The organism is Mucilaginibacter terrae (assembly GCF_031951985.1).
Lineage (GTDB): Bacteria > Bacteroidota > Bacteroidia > Sphingobacteriales > Sphingobacteriaceae > Mucilaginibacter > Mucilaginibacter terrae_A.
Map to the genome: position 1 here is coordinate 1,945,722 of NZ_JAVLVU010000001.1, position 14,332 is coordinate 1,960,053.

Sequence of the window (14,332 nt, forward strand, 5' to 3'; positions counted from 1 at the left end):
TTTTGCAGCCAAATTTATAAATTAATTATGTTTTTAAACTTCAACTTTTAATATACCCTACAAAATGAAAAGGAACATATTGCACACAACCATACTTTTAGGTGCATTAGCCTTAGCTTCCTGCTCAACTCAAAGCCAGCTGGCATCAAACTCTAAAGCAGATGATGATGTTTATTTTAGCAAGGCCGAAGCAGGTGATGCGCCGGTATACCGCCAACCCATACGTGAGGAAGACCGGTATGCAGCTACATCGGGCGATGACGACGATTATTACTACTACGATAGTTATGCATCTCGCATAAACCGTTTTGGGTATAATGCTCCGTTTGATTACTATGACGATTATTACTATGGCTACAACAGCCCTTACCTTAATACTTATGCTTACAGCCCTTGGGGCATGGGCGGTTATGGCTACGGCGGCGGCTGGGGCTTAGGCCTTGGTTACGGCTTTGGCGGTGGCTGGGGCGGTTACGGAGGCTGGGGTTATAGCCCATGGGGTTATGGTATTGGTCTTGGCTATGGCTACGGCGGCTGGGGTTCGCCCTACTCTTACTGGGGAACCGGTTATGGCTACGGCGGTGGTTACTGGGGTGTATACTCGGCTAATAACAATTTACGCGCAAGACCAAACCGTAATTTCAACGGTTCGGGCCTGAGCGGTTCTGCTGCAGCACGTAGGGTTGGTTATAACGGCAATTATCCAAATGCAGCCAACTATCCTGGCCGTGCTACAAACAGTGAGCGTGGTGGTAATGGCAGCAATAGTGCCGGCAATACTAATTACGGCCGCCAATCGCGCGGTGTTCGCGAGAGCAATCCGCAACCTGTATATCGTCCAACAACGGTAGATCGTCCGGCTTACAACCCTGGCAACAGCGGTGGTAACTCTGGCGGCGGTGGTAGCAGCGGTGGCGGTGGCAGTCGCGGTGCACGTCCTTCAAGACCTTAATACTCTTATTGCAACACTATGAAAATTAAATATTTATTAGGCGCATTTGCTATAGTAGCATTTGCTCAAAATACCTATGCACAATATGTGCAGGATGCCATCCGGTTTTCAACCTTTCAGCCGGGAGCTACATCACGCATCAGGGCAATTGGTAATGCTGGTACCGCTATTGGTGGCGATTTGAGCTCGATAGGAAATAACCCTGCAGGTTTAGGTTTTTTCACCAAGTCTGAATTCAGCTTTACACCTGAATACAATGGATCGAACGTAAAATCATCCTACCTCGGTAATAACATGAAAGATACCCGTAATGCCGTTAATCTGAGCAATGCTTCTATCGTATTTCACTCAAGGATTAACTCGCCGCGCGGTGCCGATAAAAGTAAAGGCTTACTGAGTTTTAACTTTGGTGTTGGTTATAACCGCACCAATAATTTTTACGAAAATGTAAGCTATGGTGGTCAAAATGGAGCCAATAATATTGGTAACTATTATGCCAATTTAGCCAATGCTAATCATATACAGGGCGATACCAGACCGCAAGAGGGCACCCTTGAAGACGTGGCATACGGACAAAGCCTAATTGACCTTTATAATAATAATACAACACCACCCACCAACAGCTACCGTAGCAACACTGTTGGGGCAGTTGGTCAATTATCAAACGCTATGCGTACCGGCGGCCAATCGGAATTTAACCTGGCATTTGGTTTAAACAGCAGCAACAAGTTTTATTTTGGTGCGGCCTTAGGCATAAGCAGTTTGCGCTACAATTCCATCAACACTTTTACCGAAACCGGCACAGCCAATATTTTAGTCAATGGCAACCCGGTTAATACCCCATTTAATTCAAGCTACATACAAGACCAAACTACCAGCGGTAATGGTTTTAATATTAAACTGGGTATGATCGTAAGACCTGTTGATGAATTACGTATAGGTGTAACCTACACTTCGCCAACTTGGTATAATATTGATGATACTTACAGCGAGCGCATAAATACCCGCTTTAGTAATTCAAACCTATTGAGTGATGGTCAAAACTATCCCTTTACCTATAATTTGCGCACCCCGCAAAAACTGGGAGCTGGCTTAGCCTATTTTATTGGAAAATATGGTTTCATCACCGGTGACATTGATTACCTTGATTACTCAAGCGCCCGTTTAAGCTATAATGGCGATAGCGGTGATAACAGCGACATCAGAATGGGTTATCGCTCGGTAATTAACACCCGTTTTGGTGCAGAAGCACGTGTGGTAGACAACTTCTTTTTACGTGGTGGCTACAGCATACAAGGTAGCCCGCTTAAAACCGGCGGAACCGATATAAAAACTGCAAGTGGCGGCTTTGGTTATCGTTTCCAGAATTACTTTATTGATGCCACTTATACAAACATAAAAGCCGGTTCACAAGTAGTTCGTCCTTACGATATTGGTGCAACTACCCCTACTGCCAACCTCGACAGATCTTACAACAACGTGTTCCTCACTTTTGGCGTAAGATTTTAGTCAACAAAAGGCATATATAAAAAAAGACCTGCTCAATTTTTTGAACAGGTCTTTTTTATGCTTAATATTTTAACGGTTAGTCCTCGTTAACAAACGAACGCAGCATCCATGTATTCTTCTCTTTATACTGCATAAAGCGATTTACCATATCATTGGTACCATCATCGCCGGCATCAGCAGTAATGTCCAATATATTGCGCTCCAGTTCAATTAAAGTGGCCATATCAGCAATCAGGGCTTTAACCATATCGGTATCTTTCATGCCAATTGTATTTACCTCTTTAATTTGTGAGTTTTTAATATACTCGGCAAATGTGCTGTATGGAGGTTTTCCGAGAGTTAATACGCGCTCGGCCAGTTCGTCAATAAATACCAGTGCTTCGGTATATAACTCTTCAAATTTTACGTGCAGGGTAAAAAAGCTGGGGCCTTTAACATTCCAGTGGCAACCACGTAATTTTTGGTAATGTATATGGTAATTTGCCAGTAATTCATTTAAATGATCAACTACCGGTTTTACTTCTTTTTCATCTAAGCTTATTTCTTTTGCGTCCATAGTATATCTGTTTGTAAGTGAATGTTTCAACGCAAACCTAAAGTAAGTGTTTGAAAAAAGCCAACATTTTGAACGGTTTTAAATAAAAATGATAATTTTAAAGCATGAGCGAGTTTAAGCTGCTGGTTGCCGAACATTTTAACGGAGAAATATGGCGTATGGAGGTAGACCATATCACTCATACCTTATTTGCCGAAATACGTAACAATGCCGATCGCCGGGTTTGTTTTGCAGCTATCAGCTTAAAAAACGGAAAGACCTATTTTAAAAATCACACCGTTGATGAATCATGGCTAACCGGCATTGAAACAGCCTATGATGGGGTTTTATTATTGCATTATTACCAAACTGCAAGCGGACCTACACATAAAGGTTTAGCTGCAATTGATGAAGAAACCGGAAATGTATTGTGGCATAACTTTAATTACACGTTTGACCAGCTGACAATTAATGGTCCGGTAATATACGACAGCAGGTTACAGCCACCATCATATCAAATTATCGACATCAAAACCGGATCTATCCAGCGCAAATACAACAGTGTTAACGACAGTATTACTGACAACCAAATTAAGGTTCCCGAAGCAATGTCATTGCCTTTAAATTTCCCTAAGCTACCTGCTGCACCCTATCGAAACAATATTCATTATCTGGAGTACAATAACTGGATAATTGTATCTTTGCACTCGCTTTGGGCTGGCCAACTAAAACAGTGTTTATACATTATTAAAGACGGTACCGTTGTTTTTGAAGATATATTAAATACCAATATACAAAAATTGCAACCCGAGGCGTTTGTTTTATACCAAAACCAGCTTATTTATTTAAAGGATAAGGTGGAAATTAAGGTACTTAATTTAAGCTGATAGGTTTGAACATGACTATAAAATTATTTTTAATGGGGGGCATATGCTCATTTTTTACCCTACCAGGTATAGCTCGTCCGGTGATAGATTCCATAGGAGTTGAAAACCAGGAGGGTAAAAAGGTGGTTCTGCACAAACTCGATCCTAAGGACAACTATTTCTCGATTGGCCGCCGTTACAATGTTAAGCCGGCTGTAATTATTCAATTTAATCATAATGCCCCTTTGCGCGTAGGTAACGTTATTAAAGTACCTACGGAATTGTCTTTTGTTGGCACAAGTGCTGCATCTCCTGTAACCGTAGCATCAACAAATACAGAATCAGCCACTGCTGCTACCGAATACAAAGTTGGAGCGGGTGAAACCCTTTATGCCATATCAAAACGTTTTAATGTTAAGGTTGAGGAATATTATGAGCCAGAATAACCTAACATCGAGCAACCTGCAACCCGGACAGATTTTAAAAATCAAATTATCAGCGCCTAATGTGGCTCCGGTGGTAACTACTCCACCACCGGTTGTTGTACAACCCACTACTACCACACAACCCGCCAAACGCGACTCAACTCTTGTAGCCCAAACTGATAGTACAGGCTCAGCCGAACGCCATCTACCGGCTAATAGATATGGTATAACCGAACGTAACGAAAAAGGTGTTGCTACTTATATTGATGGTGCAGACTTGGGTTTAGACCCGAACAAGAAACTGGTATTGCATCGCACTGCACCACTGGGCACAGTACTTAAAATCACTAACCCCATGACTAACCGCACCACCTTTGCTAAGGTTGTGGGTAAGTTTACCGATAATGAGATGACTAAAGATGTAATAATCGTTCTTACAAAGAGTGCAGCCGATGCCTTAGGTGCTCTTGATAAGCGTTTTCATGTAAACATCAGCTACGGAATGCCTAATGAGCAAGAATAAGCCTTATATTATTGGTATTGCCGGCGGTAGCGGATCGGGCAAAACGTTTTTCTTAAAATGCTTTTTAGAACATTTCTCAGCTGATGAAGTTTGTTTGGTATCGCAGGATGATTATTACATCCCGGTAGCTCACAACATGACTCCGGAGGAAAATAAACTGTATAATTTTGATTTACCCCGTACGATTGACATGCAGCAGTTTCATAACGATATTACCCGCTTAATTAACAATGAAACGATTACCAAGCTGGAGTATACCTTTAATAACCCCAACGCCATCCCCAAAACGCTGGAAATTAAACCCGCCCCTATATTAATCGTAGAAGGCCTGTTCATCCTGCATTTTCAAGATATTTCCAACCAGCTTAATCTAAAAATCTTTCTTGACACCGATGAAGAGGTAGCCCTCCAACGTCGCCTAAAACGCGACCTCAATGAGCGAGGTTATTCCCATGACGATGTTCTTTATAAGTGGCATAATCATGTTGTACCCGCTTACAAAGAATACTTGCTTCCCTATCGTGAAGGCTGCCATAAAATTGTGGTAAACAATAGTAATGTAGCAGAGGATATTATACGCACTACCGATGAAATCTCTGATGAAGTGAGAACGAAGTTGTTTGGGGAATAGGACGATGCTATATTCTCTATCTATTTATAACTATTTATCCCATTTCATCAAAAATGATCATATGTAGAAATATGCAATTTGATAAAATTATTTAATCACGGCATTATTGCTGACGTATTCACCACTAATTTTCTTAGGTAAGATATTACCTTAGTTTCCAAATTTGCCATAAATAATTTAGACCGCTGTAGATTGTTAGCTTAAAAATGCTAATTTGAATGTTTTTAGATATTTAACGTTCTTTAAACCATTTAGATCCATGGAAATATAGAGTGGTTAAAAATCAGAGCTGGGAAATAAGTAAATCTTTTTTTAAAAACTATGGCTACTATTAGTGCGCCTTTCTTCTGAAATCTAACCATTTATTAGCAGCAGATTTTTAAATGAAATTACAACACGGTAAGATGTGGAACTTTTTCAATTAGCACATACCAATAAGGCTTACTGAATTAAAAAAGTAGCAAATATCACCAATGTTATAAATTCGACAGCCGTGATTTCACCCCGTCATTAATAGCTGCTTATAACTAATCACCCAAAAGTCTTAAAATAATCCTTAAGGCAGTTGTCAACCCTATTATTAAATTACTGCTGGAATATGAAGCAAGTAAGATTACACGTTACAATGTCGTAAAAGTTCGGCTAATCGTGCCCTCGAGAAAGCAGAAGCATTGGCTACATTAACCTATACCCAATATCCATTATCTCAAGTCTACTACTTCTACACCAGTATAAGCTTTTGGATTGAAAGTAAACGTATTGGCAGCAACACTTACATCAGGTGTAAAAGTATTTATGGTGTAATTATATCGGCCACCATTTTTATCAAATAATTGTGCGTTGTAAATCTGCTTTTTCATTTTATCAATGAGCAGGCGTATTTTGAATATGCTTTGTTTGGCATCAGTTGGAGTTAGCTCAACAACTTGATAAGTTTTACCAGCTTGCTTTTGCAAACCAGTGTAAATGTATTTATACCCCTTCTCGTAAAGCGTAAATATTTGAGCCGGATTAATTCCCTCGGTGGTATTGGCATCGTTTATCTGAACTTCTTTTTGTGCGGGCATGTATGTCCACTGGGTTTTGCCATCGCTTATGATTTCCTGGGTAAGGGCTTTTTTAGTGGTATTGCTAAAAAAGCTCAATTTATATTTGTTAGCCTTAACCTGGGTAATTAAAGTACCATTCTGAGTTTGATTTACGCCCTCTTGCGGATTGGCTATGGTTAAAGTAAAATCACTTTTAACAGTATTATATGAACGATACTTTTGCCCTACTCCACTTAAAATAGCTTTAGCGTCGGCATCTTTCTGTGCAAGTGCAGTGGGAGCGGTTGAAATTAATATAATGAGGTATGCAAATAAGTTTTTCATAGTATGTTTTCTAAAGCACTCATGTTACCAATGAAAATAAGCTTGCATTAGCAATATAATGCCGTTGATTGTTAGAACAAGAAAACCATTGCATAGTTTAATTGCCCGAACCTTTTTGTATGTCCTCAAGAGCGCGTTCTAAACTATACTCATCGGGATACAGTACTTCACGGGCTTTACTACCTTCAAAAGGGCCTACAATACCTGCAGCTTCCAATTGGTCGATGATGCGCCCTGCACGGTTATAACCCAGTTTGAGTTTACGCTGAATAAGCGAAGTTGAACCCTGCTGATGTAACACAATAAGACGTGCAGCATCTTCAAACATTGGATCACGATCATTAGGGTCAAAATCTTTAGGGGCATTTGCTTCGCCTTCGCCAACGTATTCGGGCAGTAGCATAGCGCTTGGATAGCCACGTTGGTTACCTATGTGGTCTGATATCTTCTCTACCTCTGGGGTATCAACAAAGGCACATTGTATACGTATTAAATCGCTGCCGGTAGCCAAAAGCATATCACCGCGACCGATCAATTGATCGGCACCACCGGCATCAAGAATCGTGCGTGAGTCGATTTTTGACAATACTCTGAATGCCAAACGCGCCGGGAAGTTAGCCTTAATAGTACCTGTAATAATATTAACCGACGGGCGCTGTGTAGCAATTACAAGGTGAATACCCACTGCACGCGCCAGTTGTGCTAAACGGGCAATAGGCATCTCAACTTCTTTACCCGCCGTCATCATCAGGTCGGCAAATTCATCAACGACTAATACAATGAATGGCAAAAAGCGATGACCGTTTTCAGGATTAAGCTTGCGATTTACAAACTTGGCATTATATTCTTTCAGATTACGTACCTGCGCATCTTTCAGCAAATCATAACGCTGATCCATCTCAATACATAACGAATTGAGGGTATTAATTACTTTTTTGGTATCAGTTATAATAGCATCGGCCTCATCGGGTAGTTTGGCCAAAAAGTGACGCTCAATTTTCCGGAAGAGGGTCAGCTCCACCTTTTTAGGGTCAACCATTACAAACTTAAGCTCGGCCGGGTGGCGCTTGTAAAGTAACGAAACCAATATGGCGTTAATACCAACCGATTTACCCTGGCCGGTAGCTCCGGCAACCAGCAAGTGGGGCATCTTGGCCAAATCGGCTACAAATACTTCGTTTGATATGGTTTTACCCAAAGCAATAGGCAAATCCATAGTAGTATTCTGGAACTTTTCGGTTGCCAGTACCGAACGCATGGATACCATTTCTGGATGCTGGTTAGGTACCTCAATACCAATGGTACCCTTGCCCGGCATAGGCGCAATAATACGTATACCTAATGCGGCTAAGCTTAATGCGATATCATCTTCCAGATTTTTGATTTTAGAGATACGTACACCAGGAGCCGGGATTATTTCATACAAAGTAACTGTTGGACCAATGGTTGCCTTAATCTTATCGATCTCAATATTGTAATGGTTCAGCGTTTCAACGATCTTGTTCTTATTGGCTTCAAGCTCCGAAGCATCAACGCTTATTTTATTAGAACCATAGTTTTCCAATAAATCAAGTGTAGGATATTTATAACCCGATAAATCAAGTTTGGGGTCGTAAGTGCCAAATTTTTCCACTAACTCATTCGAGCTAACCTCGGCTTCTTTCTCAATACTTAATTCAGCTTGTGGGCGCGCTTCTTCTACCGTAAGCGGAACATCCTCTACCTCGGGCACATCTGCCTCGTCTAAATCTGTTTTTTGCGGAGACAGGGTAATAGGCTCATGCTTGATAGAATTGGCTACCTCGGCAGCAAGCGGCACATTATGCTGTAACACCGGCTCAGGCAAAACGGGTTCGGCCACAGGCGGTTTTACAAGAGGTTCTTGCTGCAGGCGCTCATTAGTAGTTAATATGGGCTGTTGAGGAGCGGCAGTTTCGCGGCGGTTATTAGCGCGGGGCCATTCAACCGGCTCAAAAATCACTTCGTCTTCCAATTCAACATTACCTGAGGCAGCTTCACCTTCGGCAGCATTATTTAAATCTGTTACTTTTTGAGGGCGCTCCGGAAGTTTAAAGTCGATGTTGTAAGCTATAATTAATACGGTTAAACCCGCAAAAAGCAGTAAACACCCGGTACCGGCCGAGCCTATTTGCGCATTGAGCAAACGGGTGCTCCAAAAACCAAACTCTCCTTCAATATAATGCGGATAGTTACTCATGAAGCCATGAAAAAAGCCAATGGTAACAGAGGTAAAAATCAATCCAAAAAATGAGTAAGCCAACAACTTGCCAACGGCAAATAACCTTACTTTAAACAGTAAACGATAGCCTATTACAAAAAACACCAGTACAAAAAAGTACGACGCCAGTCCAAACCATTCATACATAAATTGATTGGCCATCAACGCACCTAACTTACCCAACCAGTTTTGCACCACAGGGTTGGTAACGCCATTATCAATCAATTCTTGCTGGGTTTTAAATAGCGTTCCCCAACCACCATTAGTTTGCTGAATGTAGCTCTGATCAATTTCCCAGGTAAAAATGTAAGAGGTAAAGGCGATCAGGAAGAATACCGAAACAACCAGGCACAAAAGGCCAATGATCTTGATAATACGGCCATCCCCTAAATTGAAAGCGGGCATGCCATCAAACCTAGGTTTCGATACACGCTCAAGTTCGGGGCGACTGCCACCACCCTGGCGTGGGCGGTTTTCATCTTTAAAAGAATTGGATTTAAACTGATTTCCTTTTGGCGGCATCTTCAATTACACTTAAAGTACAAATATAAAAGTATTAATAAGAATTCTGTTTGGCACGATTTTTAATTTATAGTTTAATATAGAGAGACTTGAGTATGGGACAGTTAGAATATTTAATAACAACAGGCGACTTATACAACCTAAATCAATTATTATCACAAAACCCATCGCTGGCTAAAAACGCGGTAAGCGATGATGTATCGCCGCTTATGCTATCTTGCTATTATAAAAAACCAGATGCCACCAATATACTGCTTAAATATTTAGATGAAGTTGACATTTTTGAAGCCGCTGCAGTTGGTAAGTTTGATATATTGGCTTACCAGGTGTATAATAACCCGGAGCAAATACATGAATACAACGCCGATGGCTTTACGCCATTAGCACTTGCCTGTTATTTTGGCAATTATGAAGCAGCACGTTACTTGATATTTAAAGGTGCCGATGCCAACCAACCACTAAATGGTCCATCCGGTATCAGACCAATACACTTAGCAGTGGCTGGCAATCATTTAGATATTGCGCGTATGCTAATTGAACACAATGTACAAATTAACACACAGCATGATACAGGTATAACTCCATTACACTATGCCGCCAAAAACGGAAATTTAGAGATGCTGGTTGTGTTGCTGGAAGAGGGCGCAGATGTTAGTATAAAAATGGATGATGGTGCTTTACCTGCCGACCTTGCTTTAAATAACGGTCACTTTGAAATTGCAGATATTTTGAGTTTGTAATTAAATTAGTGAGTTACAGCATGAGCCTTTAGTAGTAAACTAAGGGCTTTGTTATTTTAAAACTGTTTTATCGCCTACAAACACAAATTCAAAATTGAACATTCGAATTTCGGAATATCAAATCCTATCTTTGCAATACTAACCAATCAATTTGTCCGCCTGGACGTATTATAATAAACTTGAATAAAATGAAAGCAGAAAAAATGGTGATGCTTACCGGTAAACAATACCAGGAAATAAAGCAAATTTTAGAAAGCCAGTCATCGTACCAATATAATGCGGGTACTGCCCTTAACCCCGATGTGGTAAATGTAACCGAAATATATCTTGACACCGACCCTGATTTTACGCGCAACCCAACCCAATTTGCAAAAGTGCATAACGATAATTATGTACAGGTACGCATAGGTTACGAAGTGTAAACCTGTTGTTACTGCATTATCAAATTAATCCGCTTAGTGCATCAATTAAATACAATTAAGTATTTTGGCCACTTGGCAGGTTAATTTATAATGAAACAGCAGCTGTTATTAGTATTAGGTATTATTTTGTGGCTGGCGGGCTATGGTCAAAATAACGATACCACCCAGTACATTATTAAGGGCAGGGCAAACAGCCCCGAGCAGCAAAAAAAGCCTTATGTTATCATGATTTCGGTTGATGCTATGCGGTATGATTATATTGAAAAGTGCAACGCCACAAATCTTATTACATTAGGTAAAACCGGGGTACGTGCAGAGGCCATGATGCCCTCCTACCCTTCCATCACTTTTCCAAATCATTATACGCTGGTTACGGGTTTATATCCTTCACACCATGGTATAGTCTGCAATAAGTTTTATGACCGAAACTTAAACGATTCATATTCATCCAAGAGCGTTACGGCTACCGAAGCCCGATGGTATGGCGGCACCCCGCTATGGGTGCTGGCCGAGCAACAAAAAATGTTGAGCGCTGCTTTTTACTGGGTAGGTTCGGATGCCGAAATACAAAACACGTATCCTACTTACAGATACAAGTACAACGAAAAAATAAGCATAGGCAACCGAATTAAAACTGTAATAAACTGGCTTAAGCTTTCACCCGCGCAGCGTCCGCATTTAATAAATCTGTACTTTCCGCAGGTTGATTATGCAGGGCATCATTTTGGCCCCGATGCCCCCGAAACACACAAAGCGGTATTACTGATAGATTCGGCAGTGAACGAATTGCAGAAACAGGTAAAACAAACCGGACTGGATGTAAATTTCATTTTCCTGTCAGATCATGGAATGGTACATGTTGACAACAAAGCCCCCCTGAGCATCCCTCCTATTATAGATACTGCCAAATTTAATATTACCGGCGAAGATGTAATGGTTGAGCTATACGCCAAAGATACATCGGCAATAAAAGGCACTTACGAAGCTTTACTGAAAGAGCCCCATAACCGTTACGCTGTTTACCTGGGCACCAATACACCAAAGCATTGGCACTATAATAAGGCTAACGATCGCTTTAACCGTATTGCCGATATTTTGCTCATTCCTAAAGCCCCAAATGTTTTTATCTATACTGCTAAAGGTAGGCCCAATCCCGGTGCTCACGGTTACGACCCAACTTTAGTACCGCAAATGAAAGCTACTTTTTATGCCTGGGGACCAAATTTTAAAACCGGCTTAAAAATTCCGATGTTTAACAATGTTGATGTATACCCACTGGTTGCCCAACTGCTTGGCCTAACCATTACTCAACCTGTCGATGGTTCAATTCATCTTGCCAAAAAATTGCTCATAAAGTAAGCAAACGCCGGCTTTTGTTGTTTACTGTTAAAATTTTAGTATCATTGGTTAAACCATCAACCTTAGAATGTTAACAGACCAGCACCATTTGTACGATGAACTACATGCGCAGGGCATCATAAGCGACGCCTCGTACACCAAAATAAACCAACAGCGGCTCAATCCATTATTCTCGGTTCATTGGGAAGTTAAAACCATACTTTACCTGGGCATTATGCTGTTTACCGGCGGTATTGGCACATTAGTTTATAAAAATATTGATACCATTGGCCACCAGATCATATTGGCATTTATTGCTTTGGTGAGTGGTGGATGCCTGTTTTACTGCTTTAAAAATAAGAAGCCGTTCAGCCGCTCAAAGGTTGAAAGTCCTAACACCTTTTTTGATTACGTATTGTTACTGGGCACTATCAGTTTGCTCATTTTTATTGGCTACCTGCAATACCAATACAACGTATTTGGTAATAATTATGGCTTGGCAACGCTTATTCCCATGCTCATTTTGTTTTACCTGGCTTATGATTTCGACCATATCGGCATACTAAACATGGCCATTGCCAACTTGGGTATATGGATGGGTGTTACTGCAACTCCCCGCCAATTATTGCAGGCCGGAATATTCATGAATGGACAGGTTATATTCACTTACGTGGGTTTTGGTCTGCTGTTGCTTTTAGCAGCCTGGTTAACTCAAAAATTCATATTTAAAAAGCACTTTAAATTTAGCTATGCACATTATGGTATACATGTTACCTTAATAGCACTATTAGCAGGCTATTTTCATTATTATGATGAAGGACATGCTGTATTATGGGCATTTGCTGTACTGGGTTTAACTGCCCTTATTTATAAAGATGCTTACCAGCAAAAGAGCTTTTACTTTATAATGCTGGCCATTGTGTACGGATATATTACTGTTTCATGCCTATTGTTCATGCTACTAACCATGGGAGCTAATGATGCGGGGATAATCCTGTCTATTTATTATGTACCCATTTCGGCAGCGGTGGTTATTTATTCACTAAATCGTCTTCACAAAAAATTAAAGGCTTTATGATCATTTACAACACAACATGGTTGAATAACTTAGAGTTACAAAACCAATTTGAAGACGATCATAATGCTGGTCTTATAACAACCGATGAATTGAAAGCCTTGAAGCAGACCTACCCTGTTGGCTTTTACCGCCCCGGCATTATATGGACTATTGGCTTATTTATTTTCACTTTCATCATTGCATCCTTTTCAAGTGGCTTAATAAGCCTTGTATTAGCTGATACACATATTATTGAAACTTTTATATGGCCTCTTATATTAGGAGCCTTTAGCTATTTTATACTCGAGCGGTTTGTAAAGCATAATCACTATTACCGTTCAGGTGTTGATAATGCGCTGATTATTATAACTGCAGGTTTGTTAATAGGCGGTTTTGTATGGATGATGTTTACCATTAATCCTAACCTGGAACATTTTGGCTTAATAAGTTTATTTATCTGCTTGCTGAATATTTACTTCACCCTGCGCTTTGCCGATGTAGTAACCAGTATAGTTGCTTGTATGGCAGTGCTTGCATTTATTTTTTTTGGATGGCAGGATATGAAATTGCCATCTGCTATATTACCTTTTGTAATGATGCTGGCATCGGCAGGTATTTATTGGTTTTGCGTTAAATTATATAGTGATGAAAGAGCCAAGTACTATCAAACCTGTTTAGATGTGGCCCAAATTGTGGCCTTGGTAGCATTATACCTCTCGGGCAATTATTTTGTAGTACAGCAATTAGGTGGCGAATTAATGGGAGCTAAACCCGGGGCACCCGTACCGTTTGGATTTATATTTTGGATTTGGACCTTGTTGTTGCCTATTGCTTATATAGCCCGCGGCGTACAAAAAAAGGATGTGATTTTGCTGCGCACAGGCTTGCTGCTCATAGTCGCCTCGGTATTTACCTTCCGCAATTATTATCATGTTTTACCGGCAGAAACAGCGTTCACTATTGGCGGCATCATACTGTTAGCTATTAGCATTGTGGTTATACGTTACCTTAAAACCCCAAAACACGGCATCACTTATGCCGATTTGAACCGTCGGAATTTAATGGCCAACCTTAATATCGAATCGCTTATTGTGGGCGAAACGTTTGCCAAAACACCGGGTGCCCAGGTTGCCCATACCCGCTTTGGCGGTGGCAGTGCCGGTGGTGGCGGCTCGAGCGGAGAATTTTGAGGGTAGTTCA

At 40.8% G+C, this 14,332-nt stretch carries 14 protein-coding genes; 11 read left to right on the forward strand and 3 right to left on the reverse strand.

Features of this window, described 5'->3' with window-relative positions:
- Window positions 1-64: 64 nt before the first annotated feature.
- Together QE417_RS07870 and QE417_RS07875 are read left to right on the forward strand one after the other, a co-directional pair.
- The gene (locus QE417_RS07870) at window positions 65-952 is read left to right on the forward strand and encodes a hypothetical protein (RefSeq protein WP_311949059.1); all 888 of its coding nucleotides are present in this window, start codon (window positions 65-67) and stop codon (window positions 950-952) included.
- 18 nt (window positions 953-970) lie between these two features.
- Window positions 971-2,461: an OmpP1/FadL family transporter gene (locus QE417_RS07875; RefSeq protein WP_311949063.1), complete on the forward strand. Its 1,491-nt coding sequence runs from the start codon at window positions 971-973 to the stop codon at window positions 2,459-2,461.
- Between the two features lie 76 nt (window positions 2,462-2,537).
- On the opposite strand, the gene QE417_RS07880 is transcribed toward QE417_RS07875, so the two are convergent.
- A complete protein-coding gene (locus QE417_RS07880; protein ID WP_311949066.1) occupies window positions 2,538-3,017 on the reverse strand; it encodes a Dps family protein in 480 nt (159 codons plus the stop codon).
- Window positions 3,018-3,121: 104 nt separating this feature from the next.
- Between QE417_RS07880 and QE417_RS07885 the strand changes: the two genes are divergently transcribed.
- The 4 genes from QE417_RS07885 to QE417_RS07900 are packed head-to-tail and all read left to right on the forward strand — an operon-like array spanning window position 3,122 to window position 5,441.
- Window positions 3,122-3,883 carry a DUF4905 domain-containing protein gene (locus tag QE417_RS07885; RefSeq protein WP_311949068.1) on the forward strand — a complete coding sequence of 254 codons (762 nt, stop codon included), beginning with the start codon at window positions 3,122-3,124 and terminating at the stop codon, window positions 3,881-3,883.
- 11 nt (window positions 3,884-3,894) lie between these two features.
- On the forward strand, window positions 3,895-4,308 hold the full coding sequence (locus QE417_RS07890; RefSeq protein WP_311949071.1) for a LysM peptidoglycan-binding domain-containing protein: 414 nt from the start codon (window positions 3,895-3,897) through the stop codon (window positions 4,306-4,308).
- On the forward strand, window positions 4,295-4,810 hold the full coding sequence (locus QE417_RS07895) for a hypothetical protein (protein ID WP_311949072.1): 516 nt from the start codon (window positions 4,295-4,297) through the stop codon (window positions 4,808-4,810). The genes QE417_RS07890 and QE417_RS07895 overlap by 14 nt, the downstream gene beginning before the upstream one ends.
- On the forward strand, window positions 4,797-5,441 hold the full coding sequence (locus QE417_RS07900) for a uridine kinase family protein (RefSeq protein ID WP_311949074.1): 645 nt from the start codon (window positions 4,797-4,799) through the stop codon (window positions 5,439-5,441). Before QE417_RS07895 ends, QE417_RS07900 begins: the two co-directional genes overlap by 14 nt.
- Before the next feature lie 701 nt (window positions 5,442-6,142).
- On the opposite strand, the gene QE417_RS07905 is transcribed toward QE417_RS07900, so the two are convergent.
- The gene (locus QE417_RS07905; protein WP_311949075.1) at window positions 6,143-6,814 is read right to left on the reverse strand and encodes a LolA family protein; all 672 of its coding nucleotides are present in this window, start codon (window positions 6,812-6,814) and stop codon (window positions 6,143-6,145) included.
- A gap of 97 nt (window positions 6,815-6,911) precedes the next feature.
- Entirely contained in the window at window positions 6,912-9,575 is a 2,664-nt protein-coding gene (locus QE417_RS07910; protein ID WP_311949078.1) for an FtsK/SpoIIIE family DNA translocase, read from the reverse strand.
- Between the two features lie 95 nt (window positions 9,576-9,670).
- On the opposite strand from QE417_RS07910, the gene QE417_RS07915 reads away from it, so the two are divergent.
- The 5 genes from QE417_RS07915 to QE417_RS07935 all read left to right on the forward strand — a co-directional run bounded on the left by QE417_RS07915 (window position 9,671) and on the right by QE417_RS07935 (window position 14,322).
- A complete protein-coding gene (locus QE417_RS07915; protein ID WP_311949081.1) occupies window positions 9,671-10,315 on the forward strand; it encodes an ankyrin repeat domain-containing protein in 645 nt (214 codons plus the stop codon).
- A 188-nt stretch (window positions 10,316-10,503) separates the two neighbouring features.
- Window positions 10,504-10,737 carry a hypothetical protein gene (locus tag QE417_RS07920; RefSeq protein ID WP_311949083.1) on the forward strand — a complete coding sequence of 78 codons (234 nt, stop codon included), beginning with the start codon at window positions 10,504-10,506 and terminating at the stop codon, window positions 10,735-10,737.
- A 90-nt stretch (window positions 10,738-10,827) separates the two neighbouring features.
- Window positions 10,828-12,096, forward strand: a complete 1,269-nt coding sequence (locus tag QE417_RS07925; RefSeq protein WP_311949085.1) for an alkaline phosphatase family protein — start codon at window positions 10,828-10,830, stop codon at window positions 12,094-12,096.
- A gap of 67 nt (window positions 12,097-12,163) precedes the next feature.
- Window positions 12,164-13,153, forward strand: coding sequence for a DUF2157 domain-containing protein (locus QE417_RS07930; RefSeq protein ID WP_311949087.1), 990 nt, complete (start codon window positions 12,164-12,166; stop codon window positions 13,151-13,153).
- Complete coding sequence (locus QE417_RS07935; RefSeq protein WP_311949089.1) at window positions 13,150-14,322, forward strand: hypothetical protein; 1,173 nt, start codon at window positions 13,150-13,152, stop codon at window positions 14,320-14,322. The genes QE417_RS07930 and QE417_RS07935 overlap by 4 nt, the downstream gene beginning before the upstream one ends.
- Window positions 14,323-14,332: the final 10 nt, after the last annotated feature.

Excerpts from the sequence above, each read along its gene's own strand:
- QE417_RS07930 (WP_311949087.1), top strand. The coding sequence starts at position 12,164 with ATGTTAACAGACCAGCACCATTTGTACGATGAACTACATGCGCAGGGC.
- QE417_RS07935 (WP_311949089.1), top strand. The coding sequence starts at position 13,150 with ATGATCATTTACAACACAACATGGTTGAATAACTTAGAGTTACAAAAC.
- QE417_RS07915 (WP_311949081.1), top strand. The coding sequence starts at position 9,671 with ATGGGACAGTTAGAATATTTAATAACAACAGGCGACTTATACAACCTA.
- QE417_RS07920 (WP_311949083.1), top strand. The coding sequence starts at position 10,504 with ATGAAAGCAGAAAAAATGGTGATGCTTACCGGTAAACAATACCAGGAA.
- QE417_RS07880 (WP_311949066.1), bottom strand. The coding sequence starts at position 3,017 with ATGGACGCAAAAGAAATAAGCTTAGATGAAAAAGAAGTAAAACCGGTA.
- QE417_RS07885 (WP_311949068.1), top strand. The coding sequence starts at position 3,122 with ATGAGCGAGTTTAAGCTGCTGGTTGCCGAACATTTTAACGGAGAAATA.
- QE417_RS07910 (WP_311949078.1), bottom strand. The coding sequence starts at position 9,575 with ATGCCGCCAAAAGGAAATCAGTTTAAATCCAATTCTTTTAAAGATGAA.
- QE417_RS07925 (WP_311949085.1), top strand. The coding sequence starts at position 10,828 with ATGAAACAGCAGCTGTTATTAGTATTAGGTATTATTTTGTGGCTGGCG.
- QE417_RS07875 (WP_311949063.1), top strand. The coding sequence starts at position 971 with ATGAAAATTAAATATTTATTAGGCGCATTTGCTATAGTAGCATTTGCT.
- QE417_RS07905 (WP_311949075.1), bottom strand. The coding sequence starts at position 6,814 with ATGAAAAACTTATTTGCATACCTCATTATATTAATTTCAACCGCTCCC.
- QE417_RS07890 (WP_311949071.1), top strand. The coding sequence starts at position 3,895 with ATGACTATAAAATTATTTTTAATGGGGGGCATATGCTCATTTTTTACC.
- QE417_RS07870 (WP_311949059.1), top strand. The coding sequence starts at position 65 with ATGAAAAGGAACATATTGCACACAACCATACTTTTAGGTGCATTAGCC.
- QE417_RS07895 (WP_311949072.1), top strand. The coding sequence starts at position 4,295 with ATGAGCCAGAATAACCTAACATCGAGCAACCTGCAACCCGGACAGATT.
- QE417_RS07900 (WP_311949074.1), top strand. The coding sequence starts at position 4,797 with ATGAGCAAGAATAAGCCTTATATTATTGGTATTGCCGGCGGTAGCGGA.